The sequence below is a fragment of the Limnohabitans sp. 2KL-1 genome, assembly GCF_003063435.1.
In the GTDB taxonomy this organism is placed as follows: domain Bacteria; phylum Pseudomonadota; class Gammaproteobacteria; order Burkholderiales; family Burkholderiaceae_C; genus Limnohabitans_A.
Window position 1 is genome coordinate 320,644 of sequence record NZ_NESL01000002.1, and the last position, 13,235, is coordinate 333,878.

Sequence of the window (13,235 nt, forward strand, 5' to 3'; positions counted from 1 at the left end):
TCGGTTCAATTCGAGACGTGCCGCTCGTTTTCCATCCAAACCCAATCGACGACATCACCATCGGGCTGGTACCCGGGCACCACTTCTTTCAGGACACGGCGGATTTGGGGGACGTTGTTCAAATCCAGCAATTCATTCAACTTGGCCAACTTGGTCTGCAAAACATCCCACGGCAAGAAATCCTCATGCGCCTTGAGAATTCGGCTGTGGCTGGTGGGCAGCGGGTTGTCGCCAATCAACAACTCCTCGTACAACTTCTCTCCAGGACGCAAGCCCGTCACCCGGATCTCAATGTCGCCATCCGGATTTTCTGCATCTTTGACACTCAAGCCGGACAGATCCACCATGCGCCGCGCCAGATCCATGATCTTCACCGATTCACCCATGTCCAACACATACACATCGCCCCCCGTGGCCATCGCGCCGGCCTGAATCACCAACTGCGCGGCCTCAGGGATCGTCATGAAATAGCGGGTAATGCGCGCATCCGTCAGCGTGATCGGCCCCCCCTCATCGATCTGGCGGCGAAACAACGGCACCACCGACCCCGAAGACCCCAGCACATTGCCAAAGCGCACCATGCTGAAACACGTCTTGCCACGGCGCTCCACCATCACCTCAGCCAAGGCCTGCAACACCATCTCGGCCAGCCGTTTGCTCGCCCCCATGATGTTGGTCGGCCGCACCGCCTTGTCTGTGCTCACCAGCACAAAATCGCTCACCCCATGCAAAGTGGCCTGCAAAGCCGTGATCCAGGTGCCATGCAAATTGTTCTTCACCCCCTCGGCCGGGTTGTGCTCCACCAAAGGCACATGCTTGTAAGCCGCCGCGTGGTAGACCGTATGCGGCTTCCAGGTCGACATGATCTCGCCAATGCGCACCGCATCGCGCACATTTGCCAACAACGGCACCAAAATCACATCGGACGGCGCCGACTCCATGACCAAACGCTCCAGCTCCTGATGAACCGAATACAACGCAAACTCGGTCAACTCCACCAACAACAACACCTCAGGCCCCAAGCGCACGATCTGGCGGCACAACTCAGAACCAATCGAGCCCCCCGCCCCCGTGACCATCACCACCTTGCCTGCGATGTTTTTGGCCATCAAATCCTGATGGGGCGGAACCTGGTCGCGCCCCAGCAAATCCGTCACATCCAATTCGCGCAGCAAAGACGCATCCACCCGGCCCCGTGCCAGGTCTTCCAAACCCGGCAACGTCCGCACCTTCAATTTGTAAAGACGCAAACACTCCAGAATTTGGTTGCGCCGCACACGGGAAGCCGACGGAATCGCCATCAACACCAAACTCACACGCTCCGACGCGATCAACCTAGGCAAGTCCGGAAAACCAGCAATCCGCACCCCATTGAGCACATGACCGTGCAAACTCACATCGTCGTCCAAAAACCCCACCACCCGCAAATCAGCACTGTGCTCCAGGGCTATCGCCAACTGCCGACCCACTGAACCTGCCCCATAAATCAACACCCGATCACCGACCAGTGGCTGCCGCGCTTTGCGGCGCACCCCGCCCAACCAGGCGCGCACACAAGCACGACTGCCCCCCACCGCCATCAACAACAGCAAAGGCTGAATCAAGCCCACCGAGCGAGGTATCCCCGGCAGGCCCACCCACATCACCCAGCCCGCGAACAACACCGCATAAATGGCCAGCGCCTGACCCATGGCGACAAACGCGACCAACCCCGCATACCGAAAAATGGCCCGGTACAAACCAAACACAATAAACAAAGGCAATGCCAGCAGCATCGACACCAAAGTCAGCAACTCCAATGTCTTCGACCACGGCACCCAGGCCTCTTGGCGCAAAGCCAAAGCCGCCCACAAAGTCAACGCGCACAAAAAAGCATCCAGCAGCAAAACTGTGACCTGCTTGGACCAACGCGGCCAAGCCAAAAACCAAAGGGGAATACGAATCATGAAGTCACTTAAAAAGTGAAAACGCACCCGTTGCGGGTGCGTCAAACCAAAACACAAACAGGCCAAGCGGGGCGACACCCCAATGGCCCATCACACGCCTTCAGACGTTGGGAAATGCGCAATCACTTGCGCGATGTTGGATGCAGCAGACCCAACCAAAGGGCTCCATCTGCGGCATCAAAAGACTCGGAAAAAATTGGGCGGTGAGCACAAGAGGGGTAATGCCCACACTGCAGCGACATCGGCCGGGTGACTTTTGGGTAGGCACGGTCTGCGCTGCTGCTTTTTGAAAATATCGCTCTGGCAGGGTATGGCCGTCGTGCCTGAAGGCGCTGAGTTACACAAGCAGAGCGGACAGCTGTTCCCAGGTCATCACGAGAAACGGCACCAAAACAATTGGGATCTGCCAATTGGGGTCTGACCCCAATTAACTGTGACCCCAATTAACTGCCTACGCCGCCGCCAGCACGAGCCGCCAGCGCAGAGTAGCGATCCATTGCCCGCCCCGCTGCCAAAGGCAACACGCCACGGCCACATCCACGGGCCCCCAAAATGGCAAAACGCTTCATTTGCTCAATCCACATTCATTGAGTTTCCGACCCACCACTACACCGCCACTTGCGCCAAAAAACCACGCGGGTTGGCTGAGAATTGAGGAAAGTTTTCCGGGGTCACGATCACCCGCAAAGCCTGCGGCACCTGTGCACAAAATGCGGCCAATCCCTTGGCTGACTTCTTGCGACCAGACTTCACCTCGATGGCGTACAACGCATCACGGTACTGGTAAACAAAATCCACCTCATCATTGCGCTCGCGCCAATAAAACACCTGCCCCGGTTGCTGCACCAACTCTGCCCCCACTGCCAGCTCAAAAGCCCGCCCACGCTGCTCGGCGTTTTGCGCCACATTTACACCTGCGGCCATGCTGTAAAGCGCCGGGCAAGCCGGCAGCATCTTCGGGCTGGAACTGCGCGCCAGCCAAGCCTTGGGGGAATACTTTTGCAGCGCGTGCAGCAAAAACGCCCCGCCGTACAAATCGATGTAATGCTTGATCAAATCCGTGTTGCCCCTGTCCTGCAACTGACCCAACAGCTTCGTGTAACTGATCTCCTGAGCCGGGTAAGCACACAAAATCTGGAAGGCTTGGCGAAACAAGGCCGGATTCGCGACCTTTTGGCTTTGCAAGATGTCCTTGCCAATCACCGCCTCCACAATCGCGTCTTTCATGTAGGCGTACCAACGGTCGGGGTCGCTCTCCAAAGCCACAGCCCCCGGGTAACCGCCAAACGCCAAATACCGCGGCAAGTCGTAATCAAAAGCCGTCTGCAACTCGGCAAAGGTCCAGTGGTGCACCCGCAGTAACTCAAACCGCCCCGCCAGACTCTCCGTCACCCCGGCCTGAATCTGCAAGGCGCTCGAAACCAGCAACAACACCCTCAGCCTCCCGGGTTGGGCATCCCAAAGCGCCTTGATCGTTTCGGGCCAATTGGCCACCTTCTGAATCTCGTCATCCACCCCCATCACCACCTCGCACGTTCTGTCCAGCTCGACCTGCGTCAGCGTCAGGATCGGGTGTACCAAAAATAGGATGGGCGTCCAGCCCTGTGCACGCGCTTTACGTCATCGCGAGGCACGAAGCGATCCATCGATTGCCGCGCTTCGCTCGCAAAGACAGGAAACAATTGGGATCTGACCCCAATTATTTGACCTCAACTCTCAAAAGCCCGCTTCTTTCTGATGTCTTACCGCCAGGATGATCACGTACTGCGCGTCCAAACGGTATCTCGCTACGTAGCCACTGTCACCGAAATCGATGATCCAGTCGCGGAACTCATCGTCCATGTCCGGGGAGGGCCTGCCCATGCCAGGCTGCAAAGAAAGCACTTTCACATCTTGACGAATGACCGTCACCGCCCGTTTTGCCGCATCCTGATTCTTCAGGGCAAGAAATCGATAAAGCCTCTGTACATCGAGCAAGGCCTGGGGCGACCAGATTAGCTGCGGCATGCTGGTGGATCGACATCGTTACCCTGCTCCAACTGAGCCAACCATGCATCAGCTTGATCAGCCGTCACATGCAGATCGGTGACGCGAAAGTCCTCCCACGCCTGCAGGGCATCCTGACGAAACGCTTCCCGCTTTTCTTCACGGTCCACATATTGGTGGATCGCCTCACGCATGAGCCAGTGAGGCGTACGCTGGCGGGCATCTGCCAGCCGCTTAACCCGTGCCCTGGTGACTTCGTCGATCTTGATCGCGATGGGTCGAGCGGCTAAAGCAGACATGCGCATCTCCAAAAAGTATTTATGGGTAATACCTAACGATACCACCCCCCAACAACCGCGACAAGCTTGGCGACTTGACGATCCAGTTACAGCGCTTGTTCACCCAGCGGTCGAACCGCCAAATGCAAGCCCAGCGCCCTCAGGATCGCCATCAAACTGCTCAAGCCCGGATTGCCCTGCGGCAACAGTGTCCGGTACAGCTGCGTTGGATTGAGGTTCACCTTGCTGGCCAATGCCTGCACACCACCATGGGCCTTGGCCATCTGGCGCAACACCACCACCAACTCAGATTGCTCTGCCTCTGGGTCTTCCAAAATGTCGTTCATCACCTGAAGTGCCAAAGCAGGATCTTGACGGTACAACTCAGCCATCGCGTCATCATGTGATCTGCTGCTTGAGTACCTTTGGTGCCGCCACTGAACAAAAACAATCGGGATCTGACCCCGATTTTTTTATGGAGCACCCGGTTCACCCCAGCGCAATCGACGCATTGATCGAAATCGTGGTGGCTAAGGGCGTTACGATTTTTTTCTGGCCATGGCCCGCGTTTTGGACCACATCCACCTTCACCAAACCCAACTTGCTCAAGCGACTCACGTCTTTGGACACCGCACTGGGATCACGGTGAGACGCAGCGGCCAGATCAGCGATGGATCGACCACCCTTGCTCGCCAAGCGCAGTAACTCAAAACGCTTGGGCGTCAGCTGGCTTAAAAAAATCCTCAAACTCATAACTGGTCAACACCCTCGCAAAAGGCAGCGAATCCGCATGGGCATCCACGGCACGAGCGACTTCCTTGCTCTTGCGCGAATGCGCACTCAACCCAGAATCTTGATTGAAGTCATCGACAGAAATTTTTTGCTTACCCATCACATCTCCCCGTTGACAAATCTGATGGCGATATCTCGCCACTCCGACTCAAAACGCTCATAAAGCGCCTCGTACCCAGGAAAAGCTTCTGCCGTCACCGTGCCTAAAGAGTGCCTGTGCGAAAACCCATGACTGTTGTCGTAACCCAGCACCCTGCCGTTGTCACCGCTGTAAATCATAGGATTGATGTAAGCCAGCGCATGCCACCCCCATCACCCGCCTTACCGCCTCACACGTCCTGTCCACCTCCACCTGCGTCAGCGTTGGGTGCATCAAAAACATGATGGACGTCTCGCCCAGCGCGCGGGCTACGGGCAGGGGCTGGGCGGGACGCCAGCCTGTGCCGTCGAAAGCCTTTTCCAGATACACCTCGGAGCACGAACCCTGGAAACACGGCACGCCCTCGGCGTTGATCGCCTCGATGATCCGGTCAACAGCCCAGCGCAAGCACCCGCTGGTGTCAGGCAAATCCAAAAAAACAAACACCCTAGGTCTCGGCGCGTCCTGTCTGGCTAGACGGCGTACTGCCTAGGGCGGGATAAACAAAGCTTACCACTGCGTGCCCCCATTGCAGCAAAGGCTCAGCCGGTTTCACATCCACCGTCATCCTGTCCGCCAACATCTGTGCGGCCAAATCACGGTAAGCGCTCCCCTTGTCCACGGTCCATGGACAAAGGACACTGCAACGGCTTCAGACACACCATTGACAAAACCAGGCATCGCACAGCGGCCACAGACATGCGACTACGCTACTGCGGGGCATGCTGCTGTTCTTCGTCTAAAGTGCAAGCACAAGAGGAAAAAATTGGGATCTGACCCCAATTGATACCTCAACCCAAAACGGCGGCAAATGACCGAAGTTCTCTGAGCAAAGGCTGCTTTGGTGACTCAATGATTTGCGACTGAATGTCAAAAACCACTGACTTGATGACGTTTGACGTGTTGAGATGGCTGCTTTCGCACAGTAAGCGCAAGTCATCACTGACTGCCTGCGGAACCTTCAATGACAAGCGCCTGCGAGCAACACCACGCTTTTCTGGGAACAGTCGAATGGCCATCTCATAACGCTCAACCACCTGCCCTAACTGATCTTCTTTTTGCGCTGTCTTATGCACAAAATAACTCAGCAAATACCGCCTGAAATCGGTCGAAGCCCGGTTATCAACCGTGAAGGCCGCCAAGTCCAAAACATCCAGATAAATGGCAGGCAAAGAAGCCTCAATCGGCTTAACACCTTTGTGTCGAGCATCGCGAATGGCTGGCGTTGACTGTGCAGGAATCACAACAACTTGATCACATTGATCGCAGACACCCACCAATATATTCTGTGCGAAGCCTTTCGAATCACTGAAAGGCACATCACGCCGCTTGAAGGTCGTCGCGACCAAGCCGCCACATGAATGACACAGCGCCCGACCTTTTTCATTTTCGATAAAAAATCTCATGATCCTCAAATCACTGATGAACACTGATAAACATCGTCTGTGGCTCCAAAAAGTAAAACTTGATGTACCACCCCTCTCGCGTGATGACATGCACATCAATTTCTGCAGCCAAATGATGGGGTGAACAAGCGTAGTCACCCCCCTTGAACGCTTAATGATGTCCACAACAGCTGCTGCAGTTACCGCCCCGGTGCTGAGTAAATTTTTGATCTCGATATCACCGCGCACCTCATGACCATAGTCGCCCGACAAAAGCGCCTCAATCACCTCCTGCTTGACGCTCGAAAATCCCATGGGTTTGATTACCGCCAGTCACCGACTATACGACACATTTCGTACGAAGTCATATCCCCGCCACCCCCATCACCCGCCTTACCACCTCACACGTCCTGTCCACCTCCGCCTGCGTCAGCGTTGGGTGCACCAAAAACATCACGGACGTCTCGCCCAGCGCACGCGCTACGGGCAGCGGCTGGGCGGGACGCCAGCCTGTGCCGTCGAAAGCCTTTTCCAGATACACCTCGGAGCACGACCCCTGGAAACACGGCACGCCCTCGGCGTTGATCGCCTCGATGATCCGGTCTCGCGACCAACCCGGGGCCAGGCGCTCGGGGCGCACATAGGCATAACACTTGTAATGCGCGTGCTCGCAAGCCGTGCCCGCCGCCGCGCAAGCACGCGGGCCACCCATTTCAATCTCTGCACCCAGCTCGCCACCCTGCTCGCCCGCCGGGCAACTGCCACAGCCCACCAGCGGCAACTGCGGCACGCGCAAAGCCGCAAACTCGGCACACGCCGCCCAAATGGCCTGCGCGTTGTGCGCACGCGCTGCAGACCAAGCGCTCATGCGCTGCAGCTGAATGCGCCCCAGCACCGCCTGCATCTCCAGCATGCGCCAATTGGTGCCAAAACTCTCGTGCAACCACCGGAACCCCGGCGCGTGCTGGCGCTCGTACACCGCCTCGTAACTCTTGCCATGGTCCTTGAACGACCACATCGCCCGCCACAGCGCCTCATCATTCGTTGTGACCATGCCACCCTCGCCGCCCGTGGTCATGATCTTGTCCTGGCAAAAACTCCAGGCCCCCACATGGCCAATGCTGCCCACAGGCCGCCCCTTGTAACGCGCCCCATGCGCCTGGGCGCAATCCTCAATCACCTTCAGGCCATGCTCAGCCGCCAGCGCCATGATCGGGTCCATGTCGCACGGCCAGCCGGCCAGATGTACACAAATCACCGCCTTGGTACGGGGCGACAACACCGCCGCAATCGTGCGGGCCGACACATTGCCGCTGTCCGCCTCCACATCGGCAAACACAGGCACCGCGCCGGCATTGACCACACACGAAATCGACGCAATGAACGTGCGCGGCGTCACCACCACCTCATCGCCCGGCCCCACGCCCAAAGCCTTCAGCGCCACATCGAGCGCCAGCGTGCCATTGGCCAGCGCCACGGCATGCGCCGTGCCAGACCAAGCGGCAAACTCTTTTTCAAACTCGCGGGTCTCGGTGCCCGTCCAATAGTTCACTTTGTTGGACATCACCACGCGGTGCACCGCGTCGGCCTCTTCGGGGGTGAAACTGGGCCAGGGGGAAAAGGGAGTGTTCAGCATTTGGAGCGACAAAAAAACCCGAAAACACGACCCACACGGGGCAGCGTTTTCGGGTTTATGGTGATGGAAAGGGTGTATCGGACGAATCGCGACCGCTCAGCTTGCCTTCAGCTTGCAAGCCCGCAGAAAAGACTCCCGATCGGGATAAACCTTTTGAACGTAGTCGGAGATCGATTTCTTGTTTTGCCGCAGCAAGTCGATCTCGGATCGCGTCAATTGATCTGAAACCAACAAGGTATCGGGCTTCGTTGGCGGTAAGGGCATCGGGGTTGATCCCGAAGATTTCTGTGAATTCATCTTGAAACCGCTCCTTGATTAAACGGACGTCTTTGCGCTCACACAGCGTCGACAAGGTCTGAGGAATCGCATTGTCACCGCTCGCCTCTTTGGCATGAGGTGCCACAAAAACAGTACCTGATTTGAACTTACCCTCTTGCTGGAAGAGCCAATCGCCTGCCAGGTCGGAAACCATAGTCAGCGCCGCCTGGGCATCACCCGATTTAGCAGCTTTGTACGACGGGTGCACTTTGATCCCGGTGTCACGGGCAAACAGCGCCAATACACGGGTGCCAGCAGGAAAACCCAATCTTCGCAGCATGGTTTACTTCACCAACACCCGCGCCGGATTGCCCACCACCGTCACGCCCGGTGGCACGCTCTTGGTCACCACCGCGCCCATGCCCACCACCGCGCCACGGCCAATGACCAAAGGTGCGCCGGGCAGGCCCTGTTTGATGACAGCACCCGTGCCAATGTAGGCATGGTCTTCAACGTGCACATTGCCGTTGCACATCACGCCGGGGGCAAAAGTCACAAAATCACCCACCACACAATCGTGCGCCACATAGCTGTAAATGTTGGCGTGGAAATGCTGGCCAATGCGGATGTTGCTGGTCAGCGTGACAAAGGGGCACAACACCGCGCCCTCGCCCAGCTGCACCTCGTCGAGCTGTACCACATTGGCCGCCCTCGCCTCAAAAAACTGCACCCCATCGGCCGCGCAACGCTGCACCAACTGCTCGCGCACACGGCTGTTGGCAATGGCCACATTCATGTGCCGACTGCTGGCAGGCTCGCTCAGCCACTGCGCATAAGTCAGCACCCGCTGCCCGTTGACCACGGGCGCTGGCGGGTGGTCGTCTACAAACACCAAATCGGCATCGCCCGCCGCCAAAGCGGCCTGCAGCTGCTGGCGCACCAAAGGCAAAACCTCACGGCCATACCCGCTGGCCCCAAAAATGGCAAAACGCTTCATGCTTTGTCTCCTTCAAACCTTGGCATCGTTGCCTCGCCCGCCGCGCTGATGCCATCGCGCACCAACACCTTTCGCACCGTCAGCCACAAGATGCGCACATCCAGCCACAGGCTGCGGTGGTCCACATACCAAACGTCCAGCGCAAACTTGTCGGCCCAGCTGATCGCGTTGCGGCCATTGACCTGCGCCCAACCCGTGATGCCCGGGCGCACCTCGTGGCGGCGGGCCTGCTCGGGCGAATAGAGCGGCAAATATTCCATCAGCAAAGGGCGCGGCCCCACCAGACTCATCTCGCCGCGCAACACATTCCACAGCTCGGGCAACTCGTCCAAGCTGCTGGCACGTAAAAAGCGGCCAAAGGGCGTGAGCCGCTGCGCATCGGGCAGCAAAGCGCCGCTGGCGTCACGCGCATCCGTCATGGTGCGGAACTTGACCATGCGAAACGGCCGGCCATGCAAACCCGGGCGCACCTGGGTAAACAACACAGGGCTGCCCAGCTTGCGGCGCACCTGCCAAGCCAGCAGGGCTAAGGGCACGGCCAAGAGCAACAAGCCCATGGCCGAAGCCAACAAGTCAAACAAACGTTTCATGGTTTTTTATCTGGATCTGCCACCGCCACCAAGGCCATGGACAGCATCTGCTTAAAGCAGGCCGATCAATTCAAGATACGGCTGCGAAGGTCGGGAATCGGGGTAGAGGCCTCGCAATGCAAAACCTCTTGCACGCGCACGCCGTGGTGTTTTTCAAGCCGCTCTTTCTCAGGCCGCGACAGCAAACCGTTGGTCACCACAAACGCCTTGACGACAGGCCTAACGCCGCCCTGTCGCTCTAAATCAGCCAGCAACTGGTGAAAGGCCGGACGCTTGTGCCACACAAACGCCAACTGAGCAAACGCATGCGCAATGTCACCTGCGCCCTTGAGCTCCACCAGACACACCACCGTGCGGCTTTTGTTCGACCAGATCAGGGCACCATCACACTTGATCTGGCTGTCCTGGAACACACAACCGTCCAAGACCAAGGCCCACGCCTGCTCACCCGCTTTGGGCAACAAACGAACCTTTTTGCCTTGCTCTTTCAGCCCATAAGGCCCATCACAAGTGGTCAAGTTGTCTGGGTATTTTGAACAAACACACCCAGCCAAAGACGCCGGAATCATGATGGATTCGAGTCCCATTCCATATCTCGCATCTGCTCATAAACAGCGCTGATCCGATTGAAGTGCGCCAACAAACGGTCATCGAGCAAGCCCAACTCCGCATCCATGAGCGACTGCGCCTGCCCCTCGCTCATCACATAAGCGCACACGTCTGCAGGGTCGAGCGGCAACAAAGCTTTGATAGTCGCGTCTGCCAAAGGCAAGTTGCGAATGGCATGGCGTTTGAGCAGGTTGTTGATCGACTCCACCACAAACGGACTGTGCGTGCTCAAAACAAACTGCGCATTCGGAAACGTGCGCAACAAATCACCCACCACCCGCTGCTGCCAGGCGGGATGCAAATGCAAATCCACCTCGTCAATCATCACAATCGCCTCGGCAGCCAAAGGGTCGGCCAAATGCGGATTGGCCATGGCCATGCGTGCACTCAAATCCATCACCAGGCCCATCAGCGTCTGGTAGCCATCGCTCAACTGGGTGATGTCCAAAGGCTCTTGGCCCTGACTCACCATGAAGCGCAGCGGATTGAGCGTCACATGCGGATCGCGCAAATCAGGGAACATCGCCTGAAACGCCCGGCGCACACATTCCAGCGCTGGCAAGCGCAGCTCAAAATTTTTGGACTCATTTTTAAGCCGCAGCTCCTCGTTTTCTTTGGCGTAAAACCAGGCAAACGCGGTGCGAAAACGGCTATCGGCCTCCAAGGCCCCAGACAAGGCCGCAAAAGGCTGCTCATCCACCTCAAAACCTTTGCGCGACAAGGGCACATCGAGCAATGCACGGCCCACGCCGTAATAGGCAAAAACAGGCATCACAAATGGCTGCCCCTCATTAAAAGGGTCCAGCACCGTTTGGTCCAGGTGCTTGCGCAGCGCCCGCGTCCCCACGGCATAAAACGGCACCTGCTTCAACGTTGTGCGGCTCTTGTCGCGCCAGCGCATTCTGTCCCACTGCAGGCCATCAGACGCCGTCAGGCCCACGCGGGTGTAGGGGGCCAACTTGCCAGCGCTTTGGTGAATATCGCCCGTCTTGCGAAAGCCGCGCCCCTTCACCTGTGGCAGATGCGACTGGATCTCGCCCAAGGCCACCGCCATGGCATCCAACACAGAAGTCTTGCCCGCCCCGTTTTCGCCCATCAACAAAGTCAGGCGACGCCCCAAAGGCAGGTCCAGGGCCTTAAAACCCCGAAACAACTCCAATGACAGGTGGCGAAGAATCAAGACAAACCCACTCTTTGAAACAAAAAAATCAACCATGAAAAGGCCCAGACGTATGGCCGGACAAGCCAACAACAGAGGTCTGGGCGCGATTTCCAAGAATGTTAGCACGCACGCACAAGCTCATCCATCCACTTGGGCCTGCAAACTGTCCAGCATGCCGTTGACTTGCTCCAACCACTGCTCGCCACCTGATCTCAGGCTCGGGCTTGCTTCAGCGGCATGCTTCAAAACGGTTTTGCACATGTCAATCAACACCGGGGTCGGCATCACCAGCTCACAGGCCAAATTTTGAATGGTGGGGCTGCCTGCCTGCTCCGAGTTGCGAGCAGCCATGCTGAACAGCATCACCCTGGAATTGGGAAAGCCAAGCATCAACTGCGACACGCCCTCAGCATAAATCGAGGGCGGATTACCCTGAAAAATCACCTCAGGGGAAGGGTTTGCATCTTTTTTCATGGGGCAATTTCCAATTTATTGAACTGTGGCCAAACCAACGCATCAGAGGGTGCGCGAACCACCTGCTTGTAAGTGCTTGCAGCTTGCTGAGCATCTGGCTTGGCCGTCCACACCGAAGACACATGCGTGAGACCTTTATCCGCTGACAGATGTGTATAAAACCCCACTGTGCCTGCTTCATCCTCAAAAGAGGCCACCATTCTGTCTGCGTGCTTGGGTTTAAAGCTGTCTTTGAGCATGGCCACAAACGACACAAAACCCACTTTCAACCCCACATCGAACGCCCGGCTCAGCAAAAACAGGGTCTGCAAACTGCACCGCCCATAGCTTGGATCTTCCAGACGTGAAACCACATGCTGCTTGGTGCCCATGCGCTGGGCCAGCTGAGCCTGAGACCAGCCGCGCTGCATGCGAATGGCGCGTATCTGATGCGCCAAAGCCGTGGCCACCTCTGCCTGTACGAAAGCATCGCGCTCTTGCGCACTGTCACTCATGCGGCGGAAAGTCTTCTCCAAAGATTTGGAGAGGAGCAGTCGTTGCTGTGTGGTCGCGTATTTGTGAGATGCGGCGGTGGGCCGTGTCGATGGCATTGGGCGGGGTGTAGATGCGGCCTTTGTGGTAACAAATGAGGACGATGACGAAGACTCCACCATCGTCATCGAAGAACCCAAGCGCACGCTCTTGGCGGTTGAACGCTTGGTAACGGATTTCGTAGATAGGGTCTTCATTTTTCAGTTTCTTTCCATGAGGCTCATCCCACTGAGACTTGGGCGACACAGCCAAATGCGCCACTGCACGTTCAAACTTGTTGCGACCATAGGTCTCATACGCGTCCACGGACTTCTGCACATCGTTTCGACCGCTCGCGCTGACGTAAGTCCTGAACCGCCAGATCATGATACCAAATATGGAATAACCGAATGACTGCAACTGCGTACGCCATGCCCAACCAAGACTTGCCTTAGCAGCTGAATGCCATCCGA

General features: G+C 57.1%; 17 protein-coding genes and 1 pseudogene. All 18 read right to left on the bottom strand.

Annotated elements, in window-relative coordinates; genetic code table 11:
• Positions 1 to 5: 5 nt before the first annotated feature.
• Entirely contained in the window at positions 6 to 1,946 is a 1,941-nt protein-coding gene (locus B9Z47_RS05960; RefSeq protein WP_108330336.1) for a nucleoside-diphosphate sugar epimerase/dehydratase, read from the bottom strand.
• Between the two features lie 606 nt (positions 1,947 to 2,552).
• Entirely contained in the window at positions 2,553 to 3,527 is a 975-nt protein-coding gene (locus B9Z47_RS05965; protein WP_146185763.1) for an ATP-binding protein, read from the bottom strand.
• Between the two features lie 135 nt (positions 3,528 to 3,662).
• Positions 3,663 to 3,953, bottom strand: coding sequence for a type II toxin-antitoxin system RelE/ParE family toxin (locus B9Z47_RS05970; protein WP_108330338.1), 291 nt, complete (start codon positions 3,951 to 3,953; stop codon positions 3,663 to 3,665).
• Positions 3,941 to 4,231: a CopG family ribbon-helix-helix protein gene (locus B9Z47_RS05975; RefSeq protein ID WP_108330733.1), complete on the bottom strand. Its 291-nt coding sequence runs from the start codon at positions 4,229 to 4,231 to the stop codon at positions 3,941 to 3,943. The genes B9Z47_RS05970 and B9Z47_RS05975 overlap by 13 nt, the downstream gene beginning before the upstream one ends.
• Before the next feature lie 86 nt (positions 4,232 to 4,317).
• Entirely contained in the window at positions 4,318 to 4,602 is a 285-nt protein-coding gene (locus B9Z47_RS05980) for a DNA-binding protein (RefSeq protein ID WP_108330339.1), read from the bottom strand.
• Positions 4,603 to 4,699: 97 nt separating this feature from the next.
• Positions 4,700 to 4,963, bottom strand: coding sequence for a hypothetical protein (locus tag B9Z47_RS05985; RefSeq protein ID WP_233253676.1), 264 nt, complete (start codon positions 4,961 to 4,963; stop codon positions 4,700 to 4,702).
• Positions 4,917 to 5,102, bottom strand: coding sequence for a hypothetical protein (locus B9Z47_RS18855; protein ID WP_233253677.1), 186 nt, complete (start codon positions 5,100 to 5,102; stop codon positions 4,917 to 4,919). Before B9Z47_RS18855 ends, B9Z47_RS05985 begins: the two co-directional genes overlap by 47 nt.
• Before the next feature lie 162 nt (positions 5,103 to 5,264).
• Positions 5,265 to 5,543, bottom strand: a pseudogene (locus tag B9Z47_RS05990) (hypothetical protein); the annotation flags it as partial.
• Between the two features lie 389 nt (positions 5,544 to 5,932).
• Positions 5,933 to 6,841, bottom strand: coding sequence for a hypothetical protein (locus B9Z47_RS18350; RefSeq protein ID WP_199226278.1), 909 nt, complete (start codon positions 6,839 to 6,841; stop codon positions 5,933 to 5,935).
• Positions 6,842 to 6,890: 49 nt separating this feature from the next.
• Positions 6,891 to 8,162: a DegT/DnrJ/EryC1/StrS aminotransferase family protein gene (locus tag B9Z47_RS06005; RefSeq protein ID WP_108330341.1), complete on the bottom strand. Its 1,272-nt coding sequence runs from the start codon at positions 8,160 to 8,162 to the stop codon at positions 6,891 to 6,893.
• 55 nt (positions 8,163 to 8,217) lie between these two features.
• Positions 8,218 to 8,760 carry a hypothetical protein gene (locus B9Z47_RS06010; RefSeq protein WP_199226280.1) on the bottom strand — a complete coding sequence of 181 codons (543 nt, stop codon included), beginning with the start codon at positions 8,758 to 8,760 and terminating at the stop codon, positions 8,218 to 8,220.
• A 3-nt stretch (positions 8,761 to 8,763) separates the two neighbouring features.
• On the bottom strand, positions 8,764 to 9,417 hold the full coding sequence (locus tag B9Z47_RS06015) for an acetyltransferase (protein WP_108330342.1): 654 nt from the start codon (positions 9,415 to 9,417) through the stop codon (positions 8,764 to 8,766).
• Positions 9,414 to 10,007, bottom strand: coding sequence for a sugar transferase (locus B9Z47_RS06020; protein WP_108330343.1), 594 nt, complete (start codon positions 10,005 to 10,007; stop codon positions 9,414 to 9,416). The genes B9Z47_RS06015 and B9Z47_RS06020 overlap by 4 nt, the downstream gene beginning before the upstream one ends.
• 65 nt (positions 10,008 to 10,072) lie before the next feature.
• Complete coding sequence (locus tag B9Z47_RS06025; protein ID WP_108330344.1) at positions 10,073 to 10,525, bottom strand: hypothetical protein; 453 nt, start codon at positions 10,523 to 10,525, stop codon at positions 10,073 to 10,075.
• 47 nt (positions 10,526 to 10,572) lie between these two features.
• Entirely contained in the window at positions 10,573 to 11,796 is a 1,224-nt protein-coding gene (locus B9Z47_RS06030) for an AAA family ATPase (protein ID WP_108330734.1), read from the bottom strand.
• Positions 11,797 to 11,916: 120 nt separating this feature from the next.
• On the bottom strand, positions 11,917 to 12,252 hold the full coding sequence (locus B9Z47_RS06035; RefSeq protein ID WP_108330345.1) for a hypothetical protein: 336 nt from the start codon (positions 12,250 to 12,252) through the stop codon (positions 11,917 to 11,919).
• Entirely contained in the window at positions 12,249 to 12,746 is a 498-nt protein-coding gene (locus B9Z47_RS06040) for a helix-turn-helix transcriptional regulator (RefSeq protein WP_158271629.1), read from the bottom strand. Before B9Z47_RS06040 ends, B9Z47_RS06035 begins: the two co-directional genes overlap by 4 nt.
• Positions 12,739 to 13,089, bottom strand: coding sequence for a type II toxin-antitoxin system RelE/ParE family toxin (locus tag B9Z47_RS06045; protein WP_158271630.1), 351 nt, complete (start codon positions 13,087 to 13,089; stop codon positions 12,739 to 12,741). The genes B9Z47_RS06040 and B9Z47_RS06045 overlap by 8 nt, the downstream gene beginning before the upstream one ends.
• Positions 13,090 to 13,235: the final 146 nt, after the last annotated feature.

Excerpts from the sequence above, each read along its gene's own strand:
- B9Z47_RS06035 (WP_108330345.1), bottom strand. The coding sequence starts at position 12,252 with ATGAAAAAAGATGCAAACCCTTCCCCTGAGGTGATTTTTCAGGGTAAT.
- B9Z47_RS06040 (WP_158271629.1), bottom strand. The coding sequence starts at position 12,746 with ATGAGTGACAGTGCGCAAGAGCGCGATGCTTTCGTACAGGCAGAGGTG.
- B9Z47_RS05970 (WP_108330338.1), bottom strand. The coding sequence starts at position 3,953 with ATGCCGCAGCTAATCTGGTCGCCCCAGGCCTTGCTCGATGTACAGAGG.
- B9Z47_RS18350 (WP_199226278.1), bottom strand. The coding sequence starts at position 6,841 with ATGGGATTTTCGAGCGTCAAGCAGGAGGTGATTGAGGCGCTTTTGTCG.
- B9Z47_RS05960 (WP_108330336.1), bottom strand. The coding sequence starts at position 1,946 with ATGATTCGTATTCCCCTTTGGTTTTTGGCTTGGCCGCGTTGGTCCAAG.
- B9Z47_RS06005 (WP_108330341.1), bottom strand. The coding sequence starts at position 8,162 with ATGCTGAACACTCCCTTTTCCCCCTGGCCCAGTTTCACCCCCGAAGAG.
- B9Z47_RS06015 (WP_108330342.1), bottom strand. The coding sequence starts at position 9,417 with ATGAAGCGTTTTGCCATTTTTGGGGCCAGCGGGTATGGCCGTGAGGTT.
- B9Z47_RS18855 (WP_233253677.1), bottom strand. The coding sequence starts at position 5,102 with ATGGGTAAGCAAAAAATTTCTGTCGATGACTTCAATCAAGATTCTGGG.
- B9Z47_RS06020 (WP_108330343.1), bottom strand. The coding sequence starts at position 10,007 with ATGAAACGTTTGTTTGACTTGTTGGCTTCGGCCATGGGCTTGTTGCTC.
- B9Z47_RS05980 (WP_108330339.1), bottom strand. The coding sequence starts at position 4,602 with ATGGCTGAGTTGTACCGTCAAGATCCTGCTTTGGCACTTCAGGTGATG.
- B9Z47_RS06010 (WP_199226280.1), bottom strand. The coding sequence starts at position 8,760 with ATGCTGCGAAGATTGGGTTTTCCTGCTGGCACCCGTGTATTGGCGCTG.
- B9Z47_RS05985 (WP_233253676.1), bottom strand. The coding sequence starts at position 4,963 with ATGAGTTTGAGGATTTTTTTAAGCCAGCTGACGCCCAAGCGTTTTGAG.
- B9Z47_RS05975 (WP_108330733.1), bottom strand. The coding sequence starts at position 4,231 with ATGTCTGCTTTAGCCGCTCGACCCATCGCGATCAAGATCGACGAAGTC.